Source organism: Paraburkholderia sp. (assembly GCF_036488795.1).
In the GTDB taxonomy this organism is placed as follows: Bacteria; Pseudomonadota; Gammaproteobacteria; order Burkholderiales; family Burkholderiaceae; genus Paraburkholderia.
The window spans coordinates 1-21,494 of record NZ_DASXHA010000152.1 but is presented as its reverse complement, the minus strand read 5'-3'; the positions used below and the strand labels follow the sequence as shown (position 1 = coordinate 21,494).

Sequence of the window (21,494 nt, the reverse complement as noted above, 5' to 3'; positions counted from 1 at the left end):
GTCCCCTGGATCATCAGCGTGCCGCGCGGCACGCCCACCCCATCAGGCAAGTTCGAAGTCGTTACAGTCATCGGAGATGCGCAAGAGGGCAACGCGGTTGATCGAAGCCGGCATTATCCCATCGCGCTGAGCGATGCCGGCGAACTGCTGTCGCCGGAGTGCAGCCGGTACAATCGCATGATGATTTCCCGCGACCTCACCTTCGTTCTCGGCGGCGCCCGCTCAGGCAAGAGCGCCCACGCCGAACAGCTCGCGAGCGCCAGCGCGCGGCCCGTCACGTACATCGCCACCGCGCGCCTCGCCGGCGACGCGGAGTTCGCCGCCCGCATCGCCCATCATCGCGAGCGGCGGCCGGCGCACTGGCCATTGATCGAGGCGCCGGTGGATCTCGCGGGCGCCGTCGCCAGCGCCGATGCAGCGGGTCACTGCATCCTGATCGACTGCCTGACGCTGTGGCTCGCCAACCTGCTCTGCCCGCCCGACGGCGGCGAGCCCACAGCGGACTACCTCGCACGCTTTTCGGCCTTCGAAGCGGCGCTCGGCGCGGCTCAGGGCAAGGTCATCGTCGTCAGCAATGAAATCGGTCTGGGCGTGGTGCCGCTCGGTGCCGCGACCCGTCTTTATGTCGACGAACTCGGGCGGCTCAACCAGCGCATCGCCGCCTTGAGCACACAGGTCACGATGATGGTCGCGGGCCTGCCACTTACCTTGAAGAGCGCGAGCTGATCATGCTGTCCTGGCCTCTTACCGCGGCGCTCGCAACCGCCGGCGTCGCAGTGGACCGCTGGCTCGGCGAGCCGCGCACCGCGCATCCCCTGGTCGGCTTCGGCACGCTTGCAATACGCATTGAAGCCCGCTTGAACACGGGGCGGCGCGGACGGCTCGCGGGCCTGCTCGCATGGGGACTTGCGGTGTTGCCGCCGGTGCTCGTCGCCATGGGGCTGATTGCGGCGCTGCCGTTCGCGGCCGCGTGCGCCGTGCATGTCATGCTGCTGTGGTTCGCGCTCGGCGCGCGCAGCCTCAGCGATCACCTCGAGCCGATTGCTCGCGCCCTCGCGCAACGCGATCTGGCCGAAGCTCGCAAGCTTACTGCGCGCATCGTCTCGCGCGAAACCGCGCATGCCGACGAGGCGGCGCTCGCCCGCGCCGCTGTCGAATCGGCACTGGAAAACGGCAACGACGCGATCTTCGGCGCACTCTTCTGGTTTGCCGTGGCGGGCGGCCCTGGGGCGCTCGCGTTTCGCCTCGCCAATACGCTCGACGCAATGTGGGGTTATCGCACGCCCCGTTATCTGCGCTTTGGCTGGGCGGCCGCGCGCATCGACGACGTCCTGAACTGGATTCCCGCGCGCCTCACTGCCGCGAGCTACGCGCTGCTCGGCGATACCCGCGCCGGCTGGCGTTGCTGGCGCGAGCAGGCACCGCGCTGGGACAGCCCCAACGCAGGCCCCGTGATGGCGGCAGGCGCGGGCAGTCTGAACGTGCTGATCGGCGGGCCGGCGGTGTATCACGGCTCGATCGAACAACGGCCGGTGCTTGGCGTCGGGCGGCCTGCCGCGGCCCATCACATCGTGGCGGCGCTGCATCTGGTCCACCGCACCATCACGCTCTGGCTCGCGGTGCTGATCGTGCTGGCCTTGCTGAGCGTTCCGTTTCATGGCTAATCCCATCGCCCACGGCGGCAATCTGCATGAAGCGTCACGGCGTTACGGGATTCCGTACTCACAGTGGCTCGATCTTTCCACGGGTATCAACCCGCACGGTTATCCGGTGCCGCCGGTGCCCGCGGATGCCTGGCGGCGTTTGCCCGAAGAGGGCGACGGCTTTGCCGCCTCTGCCGCCCACTACTACGGCGCGCCGGACGAAGCGCATGTGCTGCCGGTCGCCGGCAGCCAGGCGGCGATCCGTTCGCTGCCCTTGCTGCTGCCGCGCGCCACGGTCGCGATCGCGCCGTTGACGTACGGCGAATACGCGCCCGCGTTCGAGCGTGCCGGTCATCGGATCGTGCCGCTTCACGTGACGTGCGCTGAATTGCCGGACGAGGTCACGCACGCCGTGGTCGCCAATCCGAACAATCCGACTGCACAACATTTGAGCGCGGCAAGACTGCTGCAATGGCACGCGCAATTGACGGCACGCGGGGGCACCTTGCTCGTTGACGAAGCCTTTGCCGACGCAATGCCGTCTGCTTCACTCGCCTCTCATACGAATCGGCCAGGCCTCGTTGTGCTACGTTCGCCGGGCAAATTTTTTGGACTCGCGGGTGTGCGCTCGGGTTTCGTGCTGGGCGCGCCACCACTTCTCGACGCCCTGCGCGACATGCTCGGCGCATGGACGGTGAGCGGTCCTGCGCGGCACGCGGTACGCGCGGCATTCAACGATCCGGCCTGGCAACATCAGATGCGTTTGCTGCTCGAAGCAGAGAGCCGGCGTCTGACCGGCTTGTTGCGCGCACAACGTTTCATGGTGCACGGCACGCCGCTGTTCGCATGGACCGACGACGCCCGCGCGGCCGCGTTGCATCATGAACTGGCGCGACGCGGTATCTGGACGCGTTTGTTTCCTGCGAATGGCAGCGTCAGGTTCGGCTTGCCCGGCTGCGTGCAGGAATGGGAACGCCTTGAAAAAAGTCTGCTCGAAAGCGTTCGCGCAATCGAAGCCTGACGCGTCCGTTTCGATGACCCGCCTGCTCCGCCTCATCCCGTTCACCTGCGCCGCGCTGCTCGCCTGCGTGTATTCGTTCTCCGCGCACGCCACGATTACCGTTACCGACGACACCGGCGCACCCGTCTCGCTCGCGGCACCTGCTCAACGCGTGATCAGTCTCGCGCCGCATGTGACCGAACTCATTTACGCCGCAGGCGGCGGCTCGAAGCTGGTCGGCGCGGTGTCGTACAGCGACTATCCGCCCGAGGCGAAGCAGATACCGCGCGTGGGTGATAACAAGGCATTGGATCTCGAACGCATCGTCGCGCTGAAGCCGGATCTGATCGTCGTCTGGCGGCATGGCAACGCGCAGGCGCAACTGGACCGGCTGCGCGAACTGAACATCCCGCTGTTCTTCAGCGAGCCGCATCAGCTCGACGACATTGCTGCAACGTTAGGCAAGCTCGGGCAATTGCTCGGCACCTCCAGTACCGCGGATGCCGCTGCGAACGCGTATCGTCAGGAGATCGCACGGCTGCGTCTTCGTTATGCGAGCCGTGCGCCAGTGAGCGTCTTTTACCAGGTGTGGGACCAGCCGCTGATGACGCTCAACGGCACGCATATGATCAGCGACGTCATCACGCTGTGCGGCGGACGCAATGTGTTTGCGAAACTGCAGCCGCTGGTGCCGACAGTCTCCACCGAAGCGGTGCTTGCTGCGAACCCGGAGGCAATCATCACTGCATCGGCGGGTGCGACCAAACCGGATACGCCACTGCCGCAACTCGACACATGGCGCGCGTGGCCCAGTCTCAAGGCAACGGCGCGCAATAACCTGTTTGCGATCGACGGCGATCTGATCAACCGTCCCGCGCCGCGTCTCGCTCAAGGCGCGGCACAGCTTTGTGAAGACCTGGACGTGGCACGCTCGCGCCGGCCCGCGGGTGAGCCGTAACGAAGATTGCCGCGCGAAGGGCTAGGCCGGAAAACCGCAACCTCAAGCGTTCCAACGCACGAGCGACCACTGCTGCCGCACGGCATCACGCCGCAGCCACACCATGGCGGACATATCCACCGACCATTGCAGCGCGCGCTCCACCGGCACATCCAGCACGAGCGCAGCAATCACGCGAATCACACCGGCATGCGTCACCACGTAGGCCGGCGACAGCTCGCGCGTCTGCGCAAATGCGTCGAGCCACGCTTCGACACGATGCACGAACTGCGCGACGCTTTCGCCACCATGCTCGCGCGCATGTTCGAAATTCGCCGCCCAGCCATCCAGCGACGCGCGGTCGATCGCATCCCAGCGCTGCAGTTCCCACGCGCCGAAATTCATTTCCTTCAGGCGTTCGTCGATGCTATGCGCGCAGCCGAAATCACCGGCCAGTGCGGCGGCAACGGTCGCGCAGCGTGTCAAGGGACTCGATAGCAGCACCCGTGGTTGCGGCACCTGCAAGGTCGCGAGGCGCATCGCGATGGCCGCCGCGGAGGCCGCTGGATCGTCGGCCAGCGCAACGTCGCTGTAGCCATAGCAGATACCCGCATCGACAGCGACAGCCGGGTGACGAATCAGGACGATATCCATGCAAGCCCCGTCAGGTAGATGGCCAGTTCGAAAATCTGTTGCGCAAAGCCAAGACAGTCACCGGTATATCCGCCGATGCGTCTGACGAAATAGCGGCCCAATATCAAACGCAATACCGTCAGCACAGCCAGCGCGACACAGCCAAGGCGCCAATCCGGCCAGAACAATGCGGGCAAGCCGAACAATGCCGCGCACATCAATGCCGGCACGCTTAAGCGTTGCGCGACTGGCTTCGCCTTGCCTTCGGCGCGCACGTAGTCGAGCGTCGCGAGATAACTGATGGCACACAAACGGCTCGCCGAGTGTGCAGCAATCATCAGACCTGCCGCACGAAACGGCGGCAATGCCGCGAGCGTCTGCCACTTCAATGCTAGCGCGATGACAAGTGCAATGGCGCCGAAAGCGCCTATGCGCGAATCATGCATGATGCGCAGCACGTCCTCACGGGTATAGGCGCCGCCGAACGCGTCGCAGCAATCCGCGAGCCCGTCCTCGTGAAACGCGCCGGTTACGAGTAGCGTCGCCGCCATGGATAGCAACACGGCGACACCTGGCGGAAAAAACCGTAACGCCGCCAGATACACAAGTGCGCCCAACCCACCGACCAGCAGGCCGACCAGCGGAAAATAGCGGGCCGCCGCATTCAGAAAATGCGGCTCATAACCGACCCAGCGCGGCACCGGCACACGCGTGAAATAACCGAGCGCGGTGAAGAAATAGCGGAGTTCCGCGAGCGGATTCATGCGCGTGCGCCGCCTGGATGTTGCTCCATGGATTGCTCCGTGCATGGCCCGATGGGTGGCCCGGCTGTCTGCCCACGGGTCGGTTCAGGCATCACGATCGGCGACGCCCGCTGACTCGAAACTCGCCATCTCGTTGACGAACGCAACGGACGCCCGCAGCAGCGGCACAGCGAGCGCCGCACCGGTGCCCTCGCCTAGCCGCAGGTCCAGCGCGAGGAGCGGCGTGGCGCCGAAATGATCGAGCATGCGCCGATGCCCCGCTTCGTTCGAGGCATGCGCAAACACACAGTATTCGCGCAGGTTGGGCGCGAGGGCATCGGCGACCAGCAGGGCGGACGTCGCAATGAAGCCATCGACGAGGATCGTCATGCGCGCTTCGGCAGCAGCGAGGTAGGCACCGGCCATCATGGCTATTTCGAAGCCACCGAAGGTTGCGAGCACATCCAGTGGATCGGCGCCTGGCGCATGATGCGCAAGTGCCGCAGCCAGCACGTTGCGTTTCCTCGCCAGACCCGCGTTGTCGAGGCCCGTGCCGCGACCGACGCACTCGTCGATCGGCACGCCGCACAAACGGCTCATCAGGCACGCCGCCGCCGACGTATTGGCGATCCCCATCTCGCCAAAACCGATCACGTTGGTGCCGAGCGCCGCGTGATGACGCACGCGCTCTGCACCGGCACTCATGGCGGCGAGCGCCTGATCGCGCGTCATCGCGGGTTCGTGTGCGAAGTTGCGGGTGCCCGCTGCAACCGGAATATCGACGAGGCCCTCGGCATTCGGCAACGGCGTCGCGATGCCCGCGTTGACCACTTCGAGCGTGATGCCGGCGGCGCGGCTCAGCGCGTTGATCGCCGCGCCGCCTGCCAGAAAGTTCGCCACCATCTGCGCCGTCACCGCTTGCGGATAGGGGCTCACGCCTTCGTGTGCGATGCCGTGATCGCCCGCGAACACGATCATTGCCGGACGCTCGACGGTGGGATGCGTCGTGTGCTGGATCAGCCCCATCTGACGCGCCAGCGTCTCCAGCCGGCCGAGGCTGCCGGGTGGTTTGGTCTTGGTATCGATGAGGTGTTGCAGCGTCGCACGCAAGCTCTGATCGACAGGTTCGACAACCGGCAAAGCGAATGAAGCAGTCATAGGAGTTTGAATAGAGGAGAGGATCTTGGGCGTTCGTCTAGGGCGCAGCATGCGGGCGGGGCGCCGGAATCAGCGCTTCGTGCCCGCCATCCCGCAGCAGGATCAACGGATAACCAAAGGCGCGGCTCGCCAGCGCGGGCGTCAGCACGTCGCGCACCGGACCGGCGAACACGCCGCCCGCGCCGTCCAGCAGCAACGCATGGGTTGCGAAGCGCCGCGCCAGATTGAGGTCGTGACACGAAAACACTACTGTACGCTTCGGCTCATCGGCCCAGGCGCTCAAGGCTTCGAGGCAGCTAATCTGATGATGCAGATCGAGATGCGACAGCGGCTCATCAAGCAGCAACAGCGGCGCGTCCTGACACAGCACGGCGGCCAGAGCGACGCGCTGACGCTCGCCGCCGGACAAGGACAGCACGTCACGCGCGGCGAATTCGCTCAAGCCCAGCAGGTCGAGCGCCGCATGCGCCGCCGCGCGATCCGCGGGGCGTTCCCATCCCCAACCGGCGAGATGCGGAAAGCGGTTCAGCATCACGATATCGAGCACACTCGCGCTGAACGCGTCGTGCGCGCTTTGCGGCAGCAACGCGCGGCGCCGCGCCAGCAATACCGGCGCCCAGTCGGATACGCGCATGCCGTCGACTTCGACGTAACCTGCCGTGGGCTGCAACAGGCCCGCCAGCGCGGAAATCAAGGTCGTCTTGCCGGCGCCGTTCGGTCCGGCGATGCACCAGACTTCGCCAGGGTAAAACGTATGCGTGAAGCTTTCCACCAGAGTGCGGCCGGCGGCGCGCAAGGTTACGCGCTGCGCGCTGAGCGTGGCGCTATGGGAGAGTGAAGGTGATTGCGCGGGAGATCGCATCATCGGGGCCGGCGCAGCAACATCCACAGAAACACGGGTACGCCGATCAGCGCCGTGATGACGCCCACCGGCAACTGCGCCGGTGCAATCACCGTGCGCGCAATCAGGTCTGCGCCCATCACCGCGATACCGCCGCCAAGCGCCGCGGCCGGCAGCAACATCCGCTGGTCGTTGCCAAACGCGAGCCGCAATGTGTGTGGCACCACGAGGCCGACGAAGCCGATGGTGCCGCCCGTCGTCACGGCCGCGGCGGCGGCGAGCGACGCCACCAGGTAGACGCGCAAACGCAAGCGCATCACCGGCACGCCGAGTGCATGGGCGGCTGCGTCGCCGCGCAACAGTACGTTCAGTTGTGCCGCCGCGGGCAGAATCGCCGCCAGCACCACAAGCAGTGCGGCGAGCGCGAGCCACGGCATGCCGCCGCCGTTCAGATCGCCGGTGAGCCAGAACAGCATGCCGCGCAAACGGTTGTCAGGCGCAACCGTCAGCAGCAAGGTGATCAACGCGCCCCACCCTGCTGCGATCACGGCGCCGGTGAGCAGCAAACGGGGCGACGTGTCCTGCGGTTCACCACGCCATAACTCGCGACGCGCGAGACCCAGCACCAGCAGGAACGATACGAACGCGCCGCCGAAGGCGCTTGCATCGACGAGCCACCAGGCGCAGCCCGCCATCATCGCGAGCAGCGCGAAACTTGCCGCGCCTCCGGAGACACCCAGCACGTACGGTTCAGCGAGTGGGTTACGCAGCAACACCTGCAACAGCGCGCCGGCGAGCGCGAGCAATGCCCCGCACGCGAAACCGGCCAGGGCGCGCGGCAGGCGCAACGTGCGGACGATTTCTCCGGCGAGATCGGCCCGTGCATCGTGCGAGGGCAGCAGCGCGGCGAACACGTGCGCGGGCGTCAACGGCACACTGCCGAGCGCGAGCGACGCGAGCAACACGAGCAGCGCCAATATTGCGAGGACGCACCAGATCGCGGCAGCGCGTTTCGCATGCATGAGCGGGACCGTTCGCACGGACAGGCGATTCATCCGCGCGTCCTGGTGGGTGTGCACACGGCGCGCGCGACGGGAAAAAACATGGGAGAGATTCCTGTGCATAGGATGCGCGGCCCGCTCCCCGCAGGCCGATGCGAAACAGGAGCACGGCCCTTCGGCATGCTCCGTGCGTCCGCTTGCGATGCACACGAGGTCAGCCAGATACGGGCGGCGCTCTCTTCCTCTGGCCGGTATCCGGGCTGACGACGTATCGACCCGCCTTCCCACGCATCTCGCGCAGTGGCACACTCGCGGATTCGTGTTCAAGCATCCGAATCGCGGGTTCAGGTCGACCTGCACGGGTATGCGGTCGCTTACCGTTGCGGGGGCAGCACAGGTTGGCTGCGCCCGAGGCGGGCAGCGCTCCCTGTTTCCCGTTTAACTGCACACGGTAAAGAAATCCGCGTGCGGGCACCAAAGTGCCGCCAGTTTAGGAGCGGGTGAAAGACCCGTCAAGAAAGGTCGAACGCGGCCGTTAACCTGCCGACGGGCTGTCAATGAACTGCCTTGGGGCCGCTGCCCGGCGTTCGCCGGAATTGCGGTGAACCCAGCTGATTCTGCATGGTCGCAAACGTATGGCGAACGCAATCGTGGGTACTTCATAAGGGATTCGTGAGCATTTCGCGAAGCGCTTTTTGAGGGCTTCATGCCAATTCGGCCAGCGGAAGTCTGCACAAAGCGATGCTGTTACGTCTCGAAACGAGACAATTATCGGAACCTGCGATATTCCGCGCTAAAATGCCATGTCTTTAGAGGACGCAGCACATGCTCACCGAACTCGAATCACTTTCACAGAATATCGGCAAGCTGATTGCAATCAGCCAGCGCCACCATGAGGCGCGTCAGGCGCTCGAAGCGCAACTGGCAAACGTGCGCGCCGAAGCTGATGCGACCCGTGCCGAACTCGTGCAAATGCGTGAAGAACGCGATGCGCTGCAAGCGGAGCGCGACGCGTTGTCGGCGAAGATCGACGACGCGCAGGTGCGTCTGAACGCGATCCTCGAAAAATTGCCGCGCGCGCGGGCTCATACCGAACCGGACAACCAGCTCGATCTGCTCGCACCTGCGCACGACTCGCACGAAGAAGAAGCCGGCAGCGACGTCACCCGCCACGGAGAAAACGCATGACCACCAAGCAGATCGAAGTATCGATCCTCGGCCAGCCCTATCGTCTCGCCTGCTCGCCGGAAACGGAGGCAGCGCTGCTTGAAGCGGTGGCACGTGTCGATGCAGAGATGTCGAAGATCCGCTCGAACAGCAACATCCGCGGGGTCGACCGGATCGCGGTCATGGCTGCGTTGTCGCTGGCATCGGAACTGCTTAAGCTGCAAGCCAGCGTGCGTCACGGAGAAGCATTTCCCGCCGAGGAAATCCGGCGTACAATGCATCAAATGAACGAACAGCTGGGTACTGTGATTCAACAGTACAGCATGCAGTAAAAAGGTTTAGAGTAGCTGTTACGGCCCATTTTCGAAATCAAACGCAGTGCGTGATCAAGTATCAGCAAACGTTTGAATTCAATCAGTTTAGCTTCCCTGCCTGGTTCGCCAAGGTCATATATTCCTTGAACCAATGCCATGTGCACGGTTGTGGAAATTTGCAGCACGGGTGTGCGCGTCACTCTGTCTGATGTACCCGAAGTGCTGCTAACTGCGACCAATTCTGAACTCCCGGTTCAGGATGCCGGCCTAGCGGCTAAGGCGGGGACCTTATTCAACGGCATCGGACATCGGTCCGGTGCCGTTTTTCTTTGGGGCCCGGCTTTTTCGAGTTCTGGCTGCACACAATCTTCCTTCCTATCAACGTTCAATTCGATTCATGCGCTACTGGCTAATGAAGTCCGAACCGGACGAAGCAAGCATCGACGACCTCGCTAAAGCTGCACATCGCACGTTGCCGTGGACCGGCGTGCGCAATTATCAGGCGCGAAATTTTATGCGCGACGTGATGCAGATCGGCGATGGTGTGCTCTTCTATCACTCGAGCTGCCCTGAGCCTGGCATCGCCGGCCTCGCCGAGGTTTCGTCAACGCCCTATCCCGATCCGACGCAGTTCGACAAAAAGAGCCCTTACTACGATCCGAAATCCTCGCCTGAAACACCGCGCTGGGTGCTCGTCGACGTCGTGTTCAAGAAGAAGCTGCCGCTGATTCCGCTCGCTACGCTGCGCGAGCACCAGGAGCTCGCGGATATGCGTGTACTGGCCAAAGGCAACCGGCTGTCGATCACACCCGTCACCGAAGCCGAGTGGCGTTTCATCACGAAGCAGCTTGTTTGAAGTGGCTCGCGCTAGCCACGCATCTGTGGCTGTGCGCGCGGACGCAACGCGCAGTTGAATGCATACGTGAGCGCGCGCGGCGACAAGCCAACTGTCAGATTCAGGGAACCAAGGAAGCACTCTGCGCGCCTAAGTGTGGCTCGCAAGCGCTGTGCCACCAGGTAGAACGACCGCTCTCGATCTCGTGCACCGCGCATGCGGCAGGTGACCTCTCAGGTAGATCCTCACAAAGTCATCGCGCATAAATGCTCAAGCAAGGAGTTCGATAATGACGAAAAAGACCGCACGTGCAATGGCACTTGCCATGGCTGTCGCCACCCCGCTCGCGCTTTCGCTGGCACCCGTCGGGGCGCACGCGCAGAGCGTCGTGCAAGCTCAACCGTCCGGCGTGCTGTCGCTGAACGCGCAGGCCACGGCCGAAGTGCCGCAGGACGTCGTGGACATCACGCTCTTCTATGAACAGGAAGCGAGCGACCCGTCCGCCTTGACGAGCACCTTGAACCAGCGCGCCGACGCGGCGTTGCATCAGGCCAGGGGCGTGAGCGGCGTGACCGCGCGCACCGGCTCGTTCTCGATCTATCCGTCCACTGACCGCGACGGCCGCATCTCCGCATGGCGCGGCCGCACGGAAGTCGTACTCGAGTCACATGATTTCGCCGCGGCATCGAAGCTGGCCGGTCAGATGGCGTCGAACATGCAGGTCGGCAATGTGCAGTTCTCGCTGTCGCCGGAGGCGCAACGCGCCGCCGAAGAAAAACTCACCGGCGAGGCAATTGCGTCGTTTCGCCAACAGGCTGCTTCGGGTGCCCAGGCCTTCGGCTATAGCGGCTATTCGATCCGCGAGGTCAACATCGGACATAACGGCGTGATGCCGCGTCCGGTGATGATGATGAGCGCGCGCGCGATGGGCGCCGACGCCAAGGCTGCGCCGCCCCTGCCGCTTGAAGCAGGTACGTCGACAGTAACGGTGAACGTATCAGGCTCCGTGCAGATGAAGTAACGCACGGGCGTGTGTGCACGCCGCGTGCTTTAACAATGCAAAACGCCCCGGCATGCCGGGGCGTTTTGCATCTGGAGCGATACGGTTACGCCTGATTCGCGCCGACCGCCTTGCTCGATTCGCGGCCCTTGCGCCGATATGCCCACAACAGCATCACGATACCGGCGATGATCATCGGCAGCGACAGCCACTGTCCCATCGAAAGTCCCATGGCCAGCAAACCGAGGAAGTCATCCGGCTCGCGCGCGAACTCCACCGTGAAGCGCGCAAGGCCATAGCCGATCAGAAACACCGCGGAAATCGCCCCCATCGGACGCGGTTTGCGCGAGAAGAACCACATCACGAGAAACAGCGTGACGCCTTCCAGCGCGATCTCATAGAGCTCGGACGGATGACGCGGCAGCATGTGATATTGCGCAAAGATGTCGTTCAGATGCCACTTCGCGGCGAGCTCGGGATGACGGGTCAGCCAGATCGCGTCATCGTTCGAGGCGCCCGGGAACATCATGGCCCACGGCGCGTTCGGATCGGTCACGCGGCCCCATAACTCGCCGTTGATGAAGTTGCCGAGGCGCCCTGCCGCGAGGCCCGTGGGCACCATCGGCGCGACGAAATCCGTCACCTGCAGCCACGACCGCTTGCGTTGATACGCGAACAGCACCATGGCGAACGTCACGCCGAGAAAGCCGCCGTGAAACGACATGCCGCCTTCCCAAACCTTGAAGATGTCGAGCGGATGCGCGAAGTAATAGTCTGCCTTGTAGAACAGCACGTAGCCGAGCCGGCCGCCGAAGATCGTGCCGAGCACGCCGTAAAACAGCATGTCGTCAATGTCTTTAGCGGTCCAGCCTTGCGCCGCGACATACGGCAGACGCAGGCGCAGCCGGCCGACGACGATCGCCATGATGAACGCCACCAGGTACATCAGGCCGTACCAGCGCACCGCGAGCGGCCCTAGATGAATCGCGATCGGGTCGAAATTGGGATGTATGTGCATCGTGTTGTTATGGGCAGTTCAGGTTCAAAAGCGGATTCATTAAGGCTCAATGTGCCTGGCGAGCCATGCCATGCTGCGTGCGTGCCTTGCAGCAGACGCGAGCACGGCGGCGTCAACTGCAACGTGATGCGTTGGACGCACGCATAGGCACTGGGTTCGCGAGCGGCCGCGAAACTCCGGCAAAAAGGCGCAGTGTAAGCCCCGCAGCTTTCACTCCGCTCGCACCGGCAAGCCGGCTTGCGCCTCGACCGTGGCCGCGTGCGCTCGCACGATGTCGATAAAGCCGGCCAGCACCGGACTCACCTGCTCCGTGCGCCAGACCAGCCCCGTTTCGATGGCGGGCACGGACTCGCGCAGCGGCCGGTACACCACCCCGGTGCGGCGCAGATTACGCAGCGATTGCGGCACCAGTGCGACACCCATCCCCGCCGATACCAGGCTCACGATGGTCTGCATCTGGATGGCCTCCTGGCCGATCCGCGGCGTGAGGCCCGCTACGCCGTAGCAATCCATAATGATGTCATAAAAGCCTGGCGCCAGACGCCTCGGGAAGATCACGAGCGGCGCGTCGGCGAGCTCGCGCAGGCTGATCGGCGCATCCCGCCATTCGGCTGGCGGGCACGCGCGCTCGCCTTCATTGGCCGCTTCGATTTGCTGCGCCATGTCCGACGACATGGCGATCACAAGCGGCTCGCGGGCGATCGGCAGCCACGACAGCTGGGCGGCATGGCGCGGCGGCAGCGGCGCAATCACGAGGCCGGCGTCGATACGGCCGGCCACCAGTTCGTCGATCTGCACGTCGCTGGTGGCCTCGGTGAGTTGCAACCGCACCCGTGGATGGCGCGCGCCAAAATCGCGCAGCAAGAGCGGCAACCAGCCGTAGTCCGCGGTGGACACGAAGGCCAATGACAGCACCCCCGCCTCGCCGCGCGCGAGGCTCTGCGCGAGCGGCCGCAAGCCCTCCGCGCTGGCCAGCAGACGCTGCACCTCGGGCAACAGGTCGGCACCCACCGGCGTCAATTCGACCGAGCGTTTGGTACGCGCGAACAGCGTGACGCCCAGCGTCTCTTCGAGCGCGCGAATGGCCTGTGACAGCGGCGGCTGCGTCATGGACAGGCGCACGGCGGCGCGTCCGAAGTGCTTTTCTTCGGCGACGGTGACGAAATAGCGCAATTGGCGCAAATCTGGCGTGGCAGGCAGCATGATTAAGACATTTTACGACCTAATAGAGCCTGAATAATATATTGGACACGCACATCGAGAAACGGCATTCTTGCGCGACGCGCCAGTTACTACACTGAACAGAGCCGCGGAACCGAACCGGAGCCGAACCGGAACCGGACTCGGCTTCCGCCAGACCGCCCGGCCGGAAAGGCCACGCTGGCGCACGGATCAAAACAAACTGGATGGAGTCCCCCATGCCGTACAACCGTCGTTCGAAGAACATCACGCAAGGCGTCGCACGCTCGCCGAACCGTTCGATGTATTACGCCCTCGGCTATCAGAAGGAAGACTTCGACAAGCCGATGATCGGGATCGCCAACGGCCATTCGACCATCACGCCCTGCAACTCCGGCCTGCAGCGTCTGTCCGACGCAGCCGTCGCCGCCGTGAAGGGCGCCGACGCGAATCCGCAGATCTTCGGCACGCCGACCATCTCCGACGGCATGTCGATGGGCACCGAAGGCATGAAGTACTCGCTCGTGTCGCGCGAAGTGATCGCCGACAGTATCGAGACCTGCGTACAAGGCCAGTGGATGGACGGCGTCGTGGTGGTGGGCGGCTGCGACAAGAACATGCCGGGCGGCATGATCGGCCTCGCACGCACGAACGTGCCGGGCATCTATGTGTACGGCGGCACGATCAAACCGGGCAACTGGAAAGGCGTGGACCTCACCATCGTGTCGTCGTTCGAGGCGGTCGGCGAGTTCACCGCGGGCCGGATGTCGCAGGAAGATTTCGAAGGGGTCGAAAAGAACGCGTGCCCGACCTCGGGTTCGTGCGGCGGCATGTACACCGCGAACACCATGAGCTCGTCGTTTGAAGCGCTCGGCATGTCGCTGCTGTATTCGTCGACGATGGCCAATCCGGACCAGGAAAAAGTCGACTCGGCGGCCGAATCGGCGCGCGTGCTGGTGGAAGCGGTGAAGCAGGACCTGAAGCCGCGCGACATCATCACGAAGAAGTCGATCGAAAACGCTGTGGCGCTGATCATGGCGACCGGCGGCTCGACCAATGCCGTGCTGCACTATCTGGCCATCGCGCACGCCGCGGAAGTGGAATGGAGCATCGAAGACTTTGAGCGCATGCGCAAGAAAGTGCCGGTGATCTGCGATCTGAAGCCGTCGGGCAAGTACGTCGCGACGGATCTGCACCAGGCCGGCGGCATCCCGCAAGTGCTGAAGCTCCTGCTCGACGCGGGTCTGTTGCATGGCGACTGCGTGACGATCACCGGCAAGACGATCGCCGAAGAACTGAAAGACGTGCCGAGCAAGCCACGCGCCGACCAGAAGGTGATCTACCCGATCGACCAGGCGCTCTACGCCGAAGGCCACCTGGCCATTCTGAAGGGCAACCTGGCAACGGACGGCGCGGTCGCGAAGATCACCGGCCTGAAGAACCCGGTCATCACCGGCCCGGCGCGCGTGTTCGACGACGAGCAAAGCGCGATGGAAGCCATTCTCGCCGACAAGATCAAGGCCGGCGACGTCGTCGTGCTGCGTTACCTCGGTCCGAAGGGCGGCCCCGGCATGCCGGAAATGCTCGCGCCGACTTCGGCGATCATCGGCAAGGGGCTGGGCGAAAGCGTAGGTCTCATCACCGACGGCCGCTTCTCGGGCGGCACGTGGGGCATGGTGGTCGGTCACGTCGCACCGGAAGCGTTCGTGGGCGGCACGATCGCGCTGGTGCAGGAAGGCGATTCGATCACCATCGACGCCCACAAGCTGCTGCTGCAGCTGAACATCGACGACGCCGAACTGGCGCGCCGCCGCGCGGCATGGCAAGCCCCGAAGCCGCGCTACACGCGTGGCGTACTGGCGAAATACTCCGCGCTGGCGCTGCCGGCCAATAAGGGGGCCGTGACGGGCTGAGCAGGACGGGCGCGCTGCGCGCCATGCACGTAACACGCCAAAGGGGCGCACGGAAAACCGTGCGCCCCTTTCCTTTTATAATGCCAGCACCACGAGTCGGGCACCTGCACCGACGGAGACCACAATGAAATCCATGTCGTATGCAGCACTGGCGCTGGCGGGATCTTTTGCGATCAGCGCCCAGGTGCACGCGGAATCGACCCCGGGCCTGGCGCTTGCAAAGCAGGAAAACTGCATGAGCTGTCACTCGGTGACCCGGCCGTTCATGGGACCGGCGCTGCATGACGTGGCGGCGAAATACGCGGGGCGCTCCGATGCCGAAGCCTACCTCGCGCACAAGATCATCGACGGCAGCACCGGCGTCTGGGGCCAGGTGCCGATGCCCGCGAATACCCAACTCACGCCCGATCAGGCCGCCACGCTGGCCGGCTGGATCATGACGCTGAAATAAAGCACGCCGGGCACGAACCGGTCTTCAGGCCACAGCCACGGCGTCAGGGCAGCTTGTGGTACGTTCAGCTGCCTTTGGACCGCCGCCCAATCTCTTCTGCAACCGCTTCGCGCACCCAACCGGTCATTTCCGTTTCGAGCGTCAACGCGACTTCCCGCGTGATGTGGTTGACGAGCCAGGTGCTGTGATCCTGCAGCGCTTCGCGGCAACGCGCTTCAATGACCGCGCGCCCTTCCCCCGTCAGATAACTGGCAAAGCGCCCGCGCAGGCGTTCGGCCAGCAGGTCCGCGTCGAGACTCTGGATGGGCGCGGCTGGCGCACGCGGGAAATGGAAAGCAGAACTCGGTTCGAACGGTTCGGGCGCCTGCGGAAGCTCGAACGGCGCGAGCGGCTCGGGTGCTTCGAACGCTTGCACCTGCGCCGACGTCACGGCGTGCACCGTCACGCCTTCGGCCGGCTCGGCTGCGGCAGGCGTCTCGGCCGCAGGGGCGCGCGCGTGAGCCGCCTCGCCTGGAACGAGAACCTCCTGCAAAACCGGGATTGAGTTGTCGAAAGTAGTATCGGACGAATCGGGCACAGTAGACTCCGTCGATGAAATCGGACGCGAGGGTGTCGCGGCGCCATCTCCCTGCGCCGGTGCCGTTTGGCAACCCTAGCTGCCCTGTTTGTAGTTGTTCAAAGCATAGCCGCGATCGCGATAAAAACGATAGCGTTCGCGGCCGGCAATGAGCTCGTCGTGTGCGTTACCGACCACTTCCAGCAATCTTTCGAAGCGCGCGAACTGCGCGGGCACCTCGGCGCCCAGATTGAGCAGCACCTGGTAGTGCGGCACCTGGTCGAGATTCGTGGCAAGCACGATGGGCGTTTGCGCCGCAAGTGCACTGTCAGCCATGCAATGCGGGACGAAATCGAGCGGAGAAAAGGTCCACAGCTGCTCGTCGAAGGCGCGCAGGCGGGCCGGCTCGGCCAGCACGATAGTGGGCTGGCCGGCCAGGTACGCCTTGCGTACCAGACGGCACGCGTACAACAGCGAATCGCCGACGTTCGAGTGAAAATCGATTCTCGTCATCGGCGGCTCCGCTTCATCGCATGGGTACTGCGATGGATCATTGTGCAGCGCGACCGTCCGCGGCCCGATCGATCAGGAACTGTGCCAGAAGCGGCACCGGACGACCCGTCGCACCCTTGGCCACGCCGCTCTTCCAGGCGGTACCGGCGATATCCAGGTGCGCCCACGGATAGGCTTCGGCGAAACGCGACAGGAAGCACGCCGCAGTGATGCTGCCGCCCGGACGGCCGCCAATGTTGGCGAGATCCGCGAAGTTCGACTTCAGCAGGTCCTGATACTCGTCGTCGAGAGGCATGCGCCATGCCGGATCCGACGCTTCACGCGAGGCGTCGAGCAGCTCGCCTGCGAGCGCGTCGTCTTTCGAGAACAGGCCGCTGTTGTGGTGGCCAAGCGCGATCACGCAGGCGCCCGTGAGCGTCGCAACGTCGATCACCGCGGCCGGCTTGAACCGTTCAGCGTAGGTGAGCGCGTCGCACAGGATCAGGCGGCCTTCCGCGTCCGTGTTGAGCACTTCAATTGTCAGACCCTTCATGCTGGTGACGATGTCGCCCGGCTTGACCGCATTGCCGGCCGGCATGTTTTCGCAGGTCGCAACGATGACCACCAGATTGATCTTCAGGCCCATTTCCACGACTGCGCGCAGCGTGCCGAGCACCGAGCCTGCGCCAAGCATGTCGTACTTCATCTCGTCCATGGCTTCGCCCGGCTTGAGCGAAATGCCGCCGGTGTCGAACGTGATGCCCTTGCCGACCAGCACCACCGGCGCGGCCTTGGCGGCGGCGCCCTGGTATTGCAGCACGATGAACTGGGGCGGCTCGACCGAACCTTTCGCCACTGACAGGAACGAACCCATTTTCAGCGCTTCGAGCTGCTTCTGGCCGAGCACTTCGACTTTCAGCTTCCAGTCTTTGGCGAGCTTCTTGGCGGTATTGCCGAGGTAGGTAGGCGTGCAGACGTTGGGCGGCAGATTGCCGAGGTCGCGCGTCAGGTCCATGCCGTTGGCGAGTGCCGCGCCTTGTCTCGCGGCAAGCTTGGCGGTCTTCTCGTCGCCGGTGTCGACGCTGAACACGATGCGCTTCAGGGCACGCGGGGTGGTATCCGGCTTGCTCTTCATCTGCGTGAACTTGTAGGTCAGCTCGCGCAGCGCGACGATGGCGGCGCGCACGCCCCAATCCGCCGAACGTTCGATGATGGGCAACTGGGCCAGCGTGAACGTCACCTGGACGATCTTCGTGCCGAGAATGGCACGCCAGGCGGCCCGCACGGCGTCGCCGTAGGCTTTCTGGGTGAAGCCGTCCTGCTTGCCGAGGCCCACCAGCAGAACCCGCGAAGCGCCGATGCCGGACACCTCGTGCAGGAACAGCGTGGTACCGCTCTTGCCGTCCATGTCACCGGCTTTGATGATACGGGTCAGGAGACCCTTGGTGGCCGCATCGATCTCCAATGCGGCACCCGACAGCGTTTGTGACTCGAAAATGCCGATCACGATGCAATCGGACTTTCCAGTCAGGAACCCGTTTGACGAGCCTTTGCTCCAATCACAGGCTTTTATGCTAAAGTCCATCGCGCTTGTCCTCGGATAAAATCTGGGCTTAGGATGAAAGCCGCAATTATCCGCTATTTTTCCCGGGCGGTGCACGGGAGGCTGACGGGATGTACCCGGCGCGCCCAAGGCACGCACTCTCTTCATCAACAATGATCTTCGAACGCTCCCTCCAGCGCGAACTCGCGTACACGGCTGGTGCCGTGTTCATGGTTCTCCTCACGCTTGTGCTGACGACGATGATGATCCGCATCGTCGGCTTCGCCGCGTCCGGCGAGATCGATCCGCGCGACGTCCTCGTCCTGATCGGTCTGACCGTGATCGGCTATCTGGCCATCATGCTGGTCGCGACCCTGTTCGTGTCGATCCTGTTCGTCCTGACCCGCTGGTACAAAGACTCGGAAATGGTCGTCTGGCTGTCCTCCGGCGTGAGTCTGACGCAATTCATCAAGCCGATCGGCGTGTTCGCCACGCCCATCATCATTCTGATCATGTTCTTCGTGTTCGTCGGCTGGCCGTGGTCGAACCAGCAGAGCAAGCTGATCCGCGCGCGTTTCCAGCAGCGCGACGAAGTATCGCTGCTGGCGCCGGGCCAGTTCCGCGAGTCGGCGGTGAGCCACCGGGTGTTCTTCATCGAAAAGATGTCGCCGGACCAGGCGCGCGTCGAAAACGTGTTCGTGACCAGCACGGAAAACGGCAAGGTCAACGTGGTCGTGTCGAAAACGGGCCACACCGAGACGCATAAGAACGGCGACCGTTTCGTGGTGCTTGAAAACGGGCGCCGTTACGACGGCGAACCGGGCAAGCCGGATTTCCGCATCATGGAATTCGAAAAATATGGCGTGAAGATCCAGAGTCAGCCCGTCGTCAATACACCGACCACCACCGGCACGCCCACGCTCGAACTGTTCCGCAATCCGACCAACGACAATCTGGCCGAATTCGCGTGGCGCGCAGGCCTGCCCCTGATCGCGATCAACCTGATGCTGCTCGCCATTCCGCTCGCCCACCAGAACCCGCGGCGCAGCCGCACCATCAATCTGGTGATGGCCGTGCTGATTTATCTGACGTATTCGAACCTGTTGAACGTGGTGCAATCGTGGATCGAGCAGGGCAAGATGTCGTTCCCGGTGGGTCTGATCGGGCTGCACGTCATCGTGGCGGCTATCGTGGCGTTCATCTTCTGGCTGCGGGTGCGGAATCGGCCGCTATTTACGCGAGCGACGTTCCACCGTTCGTCGCAGGGGGCCTGACCGATGCGGATCTATGAAAGGTATTTCGCGCGTCAGGTCTACCTCACGTTCATCTTCATTCTGTTTGCGTTTTCGGGTCTGTTCTTCTTTTTCGACCTGATCAACGAACTGAATTCGGTCGGCCATGGCAACTACAAGTTCCAGTACGCGGTGCTGCGCGTCGCCTTGCAGACCCCTTCGCGTTTCTACGAAATCATTCCGGTTGCCGCGCTGATCAGCTCGATTTATGTGTTTGCGCAGATGGCGGCGAACTCGGAATACACGATTTTCCGCGTGTCGGGCCTGGCGACGAATCAGGCGCTGCGCTCGCTGCTGAAGATCGGCATTCCGCTGGTGATCCTCACGTACATCATTGGCGAAGTGGTTGGACCCTATACGGATCAATTGTCCGAGCGGGTGCGACTCGAGGCGCTGGGTTCGGCGGTGTCGAGCAATTTCGAATCGGGCGTGTGGGTGAAGGACACGTTGACGGCACGCGCGGACGGCGAACAGGTGACGCGTTTCGTGAACGTGGGCAAGCTGCAGCCGGACGCGACCATTACGGACGTGCGGATCTACGAATTCGATTCGAAGTTCCGTTTGTCGAACGTACGGATTGCGCAGAGCGGCTCCTACCAGCCGCCGGGCCACTGGTTGCTGAAGGACGTGACGGACACGCAGTTGATCGACGTGGAGCCGATTGCCGGCAAGCCGACCGATGCATTGAATCCGGTCTACCGTGCGAACCAGACCACGGTGCCGCAGTATTCGTTGCGCTCGGAGTTGACGCCGCAGATCCTGTCGGTGCTGCTGGTGTCGCCGGACAACATGTCGATGTTCAATCTGTTCCGCTACATCCAGCATTTGCAGCAGAATCATCAGGACACCCAGCGGTATGAGATTGCCTTCTGGCGCAAGCTGCTGTATCCGTTTGCGGTGTTCGTGATGCTGGTGCTGTCGTTGCCGTTTGCGTATTTGCATACGCGCGCTGGCGTGGTGGGCGTGAAGGTGTTTGGCGGGATCATGCTGGGGATGAGCTTTCAGCTGTTCAACACCCTGTTCTCGCACATTGGGACCTTGAATACGTGGCCGGCGCCTTTGACTGCGGCGACGCCTGGTCTGGTTTATCTGGTGCTTGGGCTGGTCGGGTTGAAGTGGGTGGACCGGCATTAGGAGTGGGCCATGGCCTTGCATGGGATTGTGCTGTTTGGGCATGGCGCCCGGGATCCTCGGTGGGGTGAGCCGTTTGTTCGGCTAGCTCAGAAATTGCAGCTGGCGCGGGGAGAGGCTGCCGGGCCGGTTTCTTTGGCGTTTCTGGAGCTCATGGAGCCGGATTTGCCTACGGCGGTGGCTGAGCAGGTCGCGGTCGGCTGCGCTTCTGTGACTGTCGTGCCGGTGTTTTTTGGGCAAGGGGGGCATGTCAGGCGCGATTTACCTGCGGTGCTCGAGGCTTGCCGGGATGCGCATCCCGGGGTTCAGATTGATTGTGCTGTCGCTGTCGGGGAGGATGATTCTGTGCTCGATGCTGTGGCGCTTTATTGCCTGCGGCAAGTGGAGTAGGAAGGTTTTTTTTGTTTGTCTGGCTGACGGCTGGATTTGGTTGTTTGCCTGTGGCGCTGTTTGGTTGTTTGCCTACGGCGTTGGCCTTTCCTTGTATTCTTATCGGTCTATTAGCTTCGCCCCTGTGCGGGGCGGCACCTACTTTCTTTGCCGCCGCAAAGAAAGTAGGCAAAGAAAGCGGGCTTCCAACCGCCAGCCAGTAGGTGTGCGCCTCGCCACCCACGCGGTATTGGTCCGAGACAAGATCGTCCCTCGCA

Annotated in this window: 24 protein-coding genes, 1 other RNA gene and 1 riboswitch; of the genes, 15 read left to right on the top strand and 10 right to left on the bottom strand. The window is 63.5% G+C overall.

Annotated features, from left to right (window positions below):
• The first annotated feature begins 180 nt into the window (after window positions 1-180).
• The 4 genes from cobU to VGH41_RS22360 are packed head-to-tail and all read left to right on the top strand — an operon-like array spanning window position 181 to window position 3,601.
• The gene (cobU, locus tag VGH41_RS22375) at window positions 181-726 is read left to right on the top strand and encodes a bifunctional adenosylcobinamide kinase/adenosylcobinamide-phosphate guanylyltransferase (RefSeq protein WP_331599787.1); all 546 of its coding nucleotides are present in this window, start codon (window positions 181-183) and stop codon (window positions 724-726) included.
• Between the two features lie 2 nt (window positions 727-728).
• Entirely contained in the window at window positions 729-1,664 is a 936-nt protein-coding gene (gene cbiB, locus VGH41_RS22370; RefSeq protein ID WP_331599784.1) for an adenosylcobinamide-phosphate synthase CbiB, read from the top strand.
• Window positions 1,657-2,664, top strand: coding sequence for a threonine-phosphate decarboxylase CobD (gene cobD, locus VGH41_RS22365; RefSeq protein WP_331599783.1), 1,008 nt, complete (start codon window positions 1,657-1,659; stop codon window positions 2,662-2,664). The genes cbiB and cobD overlap by 8 nt, the downstream gene beginning before the upstream one ends.
• Window positions 2,665-2,677: 13 nt before the next feature.
• A complete protein-coding gene (locus VGH41_RS22360; RefSeq protein ID WP_331599782.1) occupies window positions 2,678-3,601 on the top strand; it encodes a cobalamin-binding protein in 924 nt (307 codons plus the stop codon).
• Between the two features lie 42 nt (window positions 3,602-3,643).
• On the opposite strand, the gene cobC is transcribed toward VGH41_RS22360, so the two are convergent.
• From cobC to VGH41_RS22335, 5 genes are all read right to left on the bottom strand, one after another.
• On the bottom strand, window positions 3,644-4,234 hold the full coding sequence (gene cobC, locus VGH41_RS22355) for an alpha-ribazole phosphatase (protein ID WP_331599780.1): 591 nt from the start codon (window positions 4,232-4,234) through the stop codon (window positions 3,644-3,646).
• Window positions 4,219-4,977: an adenosylcobinamide-GDP ribazoletransferase gene (locus VGH41_RS22350; protein ID WP_331599779.1), complete on the bottom strand. Its 759-nt coding sequence runs from the start codon at window positions 4,975-4,977 to the stop codon at window positions 4,219-4,221. Before VGH41_RS22350 ends, cobC begins: the two co-directional genes overlap by 16 nt.
• A gap of 84 nt (window positions 4,978-5,061) precedes the next feature.
• Window positions 5,062-6,114: a nicotinate-nucleotide--dimethylbenzimidazole phosphoribosyltransferase gene (cobT, locus tag VGH41_RS22345; protein WP_331599778.1), complete on the bottom strand. Its 1,053-nt coding sequence runs from the start codon at window positions 6,112-6,114 to the stop codon at window positions 5,062-5,064.
• A gap of 37 nt (window positions 6,115-6,151) precedes the next feature.
• Window positions 6,152-6,976 (bottom strand): ABC transporter ATP-binding protein, encoded by an 825-nt coding sequence (locus tag VGH41_RS22340; protein ID WP_331599786.1) that lies wholly within the window; start codon window positions 6,974-6,976, stop codon window positions 6,152-6,154.
• On the bottom strand, window positions 6,976-8,010 hold the full coding sequence (locus VGH41_RS22335) for an iron ABC transporter permease (RefSeq protein ID WP_331599777.1): 1,035 nt from the start codon (window positions 8,008-8,010) through the stop codon (window positions 6,976-6,978). Before VGH41_RS22335 ends, VGH41_RS22340 begins: the two co-directional genes overlap by 1 nt.
• A gap of 175 nt (window positions 8,011-8,185) precedes the next feature.
• A riboswitch (cobalamin riboswitch) is annotated at window positions 8,186-8,450 on the bottom strand.
• 331 nt (window positions 8,451-8,781) lie between these two features.
• Between VGH41_RS22335 and VGH41_RS22330 the strand changes: the two genes are divergently transcribed.
• The 5 genes from VGH41_RS22330 to VGH41_RS22310 all read left to right on the top strand — a co-directional run bounded on the left by VGH41_RS22330 (window position 8,782) and on the right by VGH41_RS22310 (window position 11,293).
• Window positions 8,782-9,144 carry an ATPase gene (locus VGH41_RS22330; protein ID WP_331599776.1) on the top strand — a complete coding sequence of 121 codons (363 nt, stop codon included), beginning with the start codon at window positions 8,782-8,784 and terminating at the stop codon, window positions 9,142-9,144.
• A complete protein-coding gene (locus tag VGH41_RS22325; protein ID WP_331599775.1) occupies window positions 9,141-9,455 on the top strand; it encodes a cell division protein ZapA in 315 nt (104 codons plus the stop codon). The genes VGH41_RS22330 and VGH41_RS22325 overlap by 4 nt, the downstream gene beginning before the upstream one ends.
• 90 nt (window positions 9,456-9,545) lie before the next feature.
• Window positions 9,546-9,727, top strand: a non-coding RNA gene (gene ssrS / locus VGH41_RS22320) — 6S RNA.
• A 107-nt stretch (window positions 9,728-9,834) separates the two neighbouring features.
• The gene (locus VGH41_RS22315; RefSeq protein ID WP_331599785.1) at window positions 9,835-10,293 is read left to right on the top strand and encodes an EVE domain-containing protein; all 459 of its coding nucleotides are present in this window, start codon (window positions 9,835-9,837) and stop codon (window positions 10,291-10,293) included.
• Between the two features lie 268 nt (window positions 10,294-10,561).
• Window positions 10,562-11,293 carry an SIMPL domain-containing protein gene (locus VGH41_RS22310; RefSeq protein WP_331599774.1) on the top strand — a complete coding sequence of 244 codons (732 nt, stop codon included), beginning with the start codon at window positions 10,562-10,564 and terminating at the stop codon, window positions 11,291-11,293.
• Window positions 11,294-11,378: 85 nt separating this feature from the next.
• On the opposite strand, the gene lgt is transcribed toward VGH41_RS22310, so the two are convergent.
• Window positions 11,379-12,290 (bottom strand): prolipoprotein diacylglyceryl transferase, encoded by a 912-nt coding sequence (lgt, locus tag VGH41_RS22305; RefSeq protein WP_331599773.1) that lies wholly within the window; start codon window positions 12,288-12,290, stop codon window positions 11,379-11,381.
• A 210-nt stretch (window positions 12,291-12,500) separates the two neighbouring features.
• A complete protein-coding gene (locus tag VGH41_RS22300) occupies window positions 12,501-13,493 on the bottom strand; it encodes a LysR family transcriptional regulator (RefSeq protein WP_331599771.1) in 993 nt (330 codons plus the stop codon).
• A 215-nt stretch (window positions 13,494-13,708) separates the two neighbouring features.
• On the opposite strand from VGH41_RS22300, the gene ilvD reads away from it, so the two are divergent.
• Both ilvD and VGH41_RS22290 read left to right on the top strand, forming a co-directional pair.
• Complete coding sequence (gene ilvD, locus VGH41_RS22295) at window positions 13,709-15,382, top strand: dihydroxy-acid dehydratase (protein WP_331599770.1); 1,674 nt, start codon at window positions 13,709-13,711, stop codon at window positions 15,380-15,382.
• Between the two features lie 124 nt (window positions 15,383-15,506).
• A complete protein-coding gene (locus tag VGH41_RS22290; RefSeq protein WP_331599768.1) occupies window positions 15,507-15,833 on the top strand; it encodes a c-type cytochrome in 327 nt (108 codons plus the stop codon).
• Between the two features lie 64 nt (window positions 15,834-15,897).
• Here the strand turns inward: VGH41_RS22290 and VGH41_RS22285 are convergent, their stop codons facing one another.
• From VGH41_RS22285 to VGH41_RS22275, 3 genes are all read right to left on the bottom strand, one after another.
• Window positions 15,898-16,410 carry a DUF2486 family protein gene (locus tag VGH41_RS22285; protein ID WP_331599767.1) on the bottom strand — a complete coding sequence of 171 codons (513 nt, stop codon included), beginning with the start codon at window positions 16,408-16,410 and terminating at the stop codon, window positions 15,898-15,900.
• A gap of 75 nt (window positions 16,411-16,485) precedes the next feature.
• Entirely contained in the window at window positions 16,486-16,902 is a 417-nt protein-coding gene (locus VGH41_RS22280; RefSeq protein WP_331599766.1) for a DNA polymerase III subunit chi, read from the bottom strand.
• Between the two features lie 37 nt (window positions 16,903-16,939).
• Complete coding sequence (locus VGH41_RS22275) at window positions 16,940-18,466, bottom strand: leucyl aminopeptidase (protein WP_331599765.1); 1,527 nt, start codon at window positions 18,464-18,466, stop codon at window positions 16,940-16,942.
• A gap of 131 nt (window positions 18,467-18,597) precedes the next feature.
• On the opposite strand from VGH41_RS22275, the gene lptF reads away from it, so the two are divergent.
• The 4 genes from lptF to VGH41_RS22255 all read left to right on the top strand — a co-directional run.
• Complete coding sequence (lptF, locus tag VGH41_RS22270; RefSeq protein WP_331599764.1) at window positions 18,598-19,698, top strand: LPS export ABC transporter permease LptF; 1,101 nt, start codon at window positions 18,598-18,600, stop codon at window positions 19,696-19,698.
• 3 nt (window positions 19,699-19,701) lie between these two features.
• Window positions 19,702-20,850 (top strand): LPS export ABC transporter permease LptG, encoded by a 1,149-nt coding sequence (lptG, locus tag VGH41_RS22265; protein ID WP_331599762.1) that lies wholly within the window; start codon window positions 19,702-19,704, stop codon window positions 20,848-20,850.
• Between the two features lie 9 nt (window positions 20,851-20,859).
• On the top strand, window positions 20,860-21,237 hold the full coding sequence (locus VGH41_RS22260; RefSeq protein ID WP_331599760.1) for a CbiX/SirB N-terminal domain-containing protein: 378 nt from the start codon (window positions 20,860-20,862) through the stop codon (window positions 21,235-21,237).
• The coding region (locus VGH41_RS22255; protein ID WP_331599788.1) for a hypothetical protein at window positions 21,137-21,494 on the top strand (358 nt) is incomplete at its 3' end. The genes VGH41_RS22260 and VGH41_RS22255, both read left to right, overlap by 101 nt.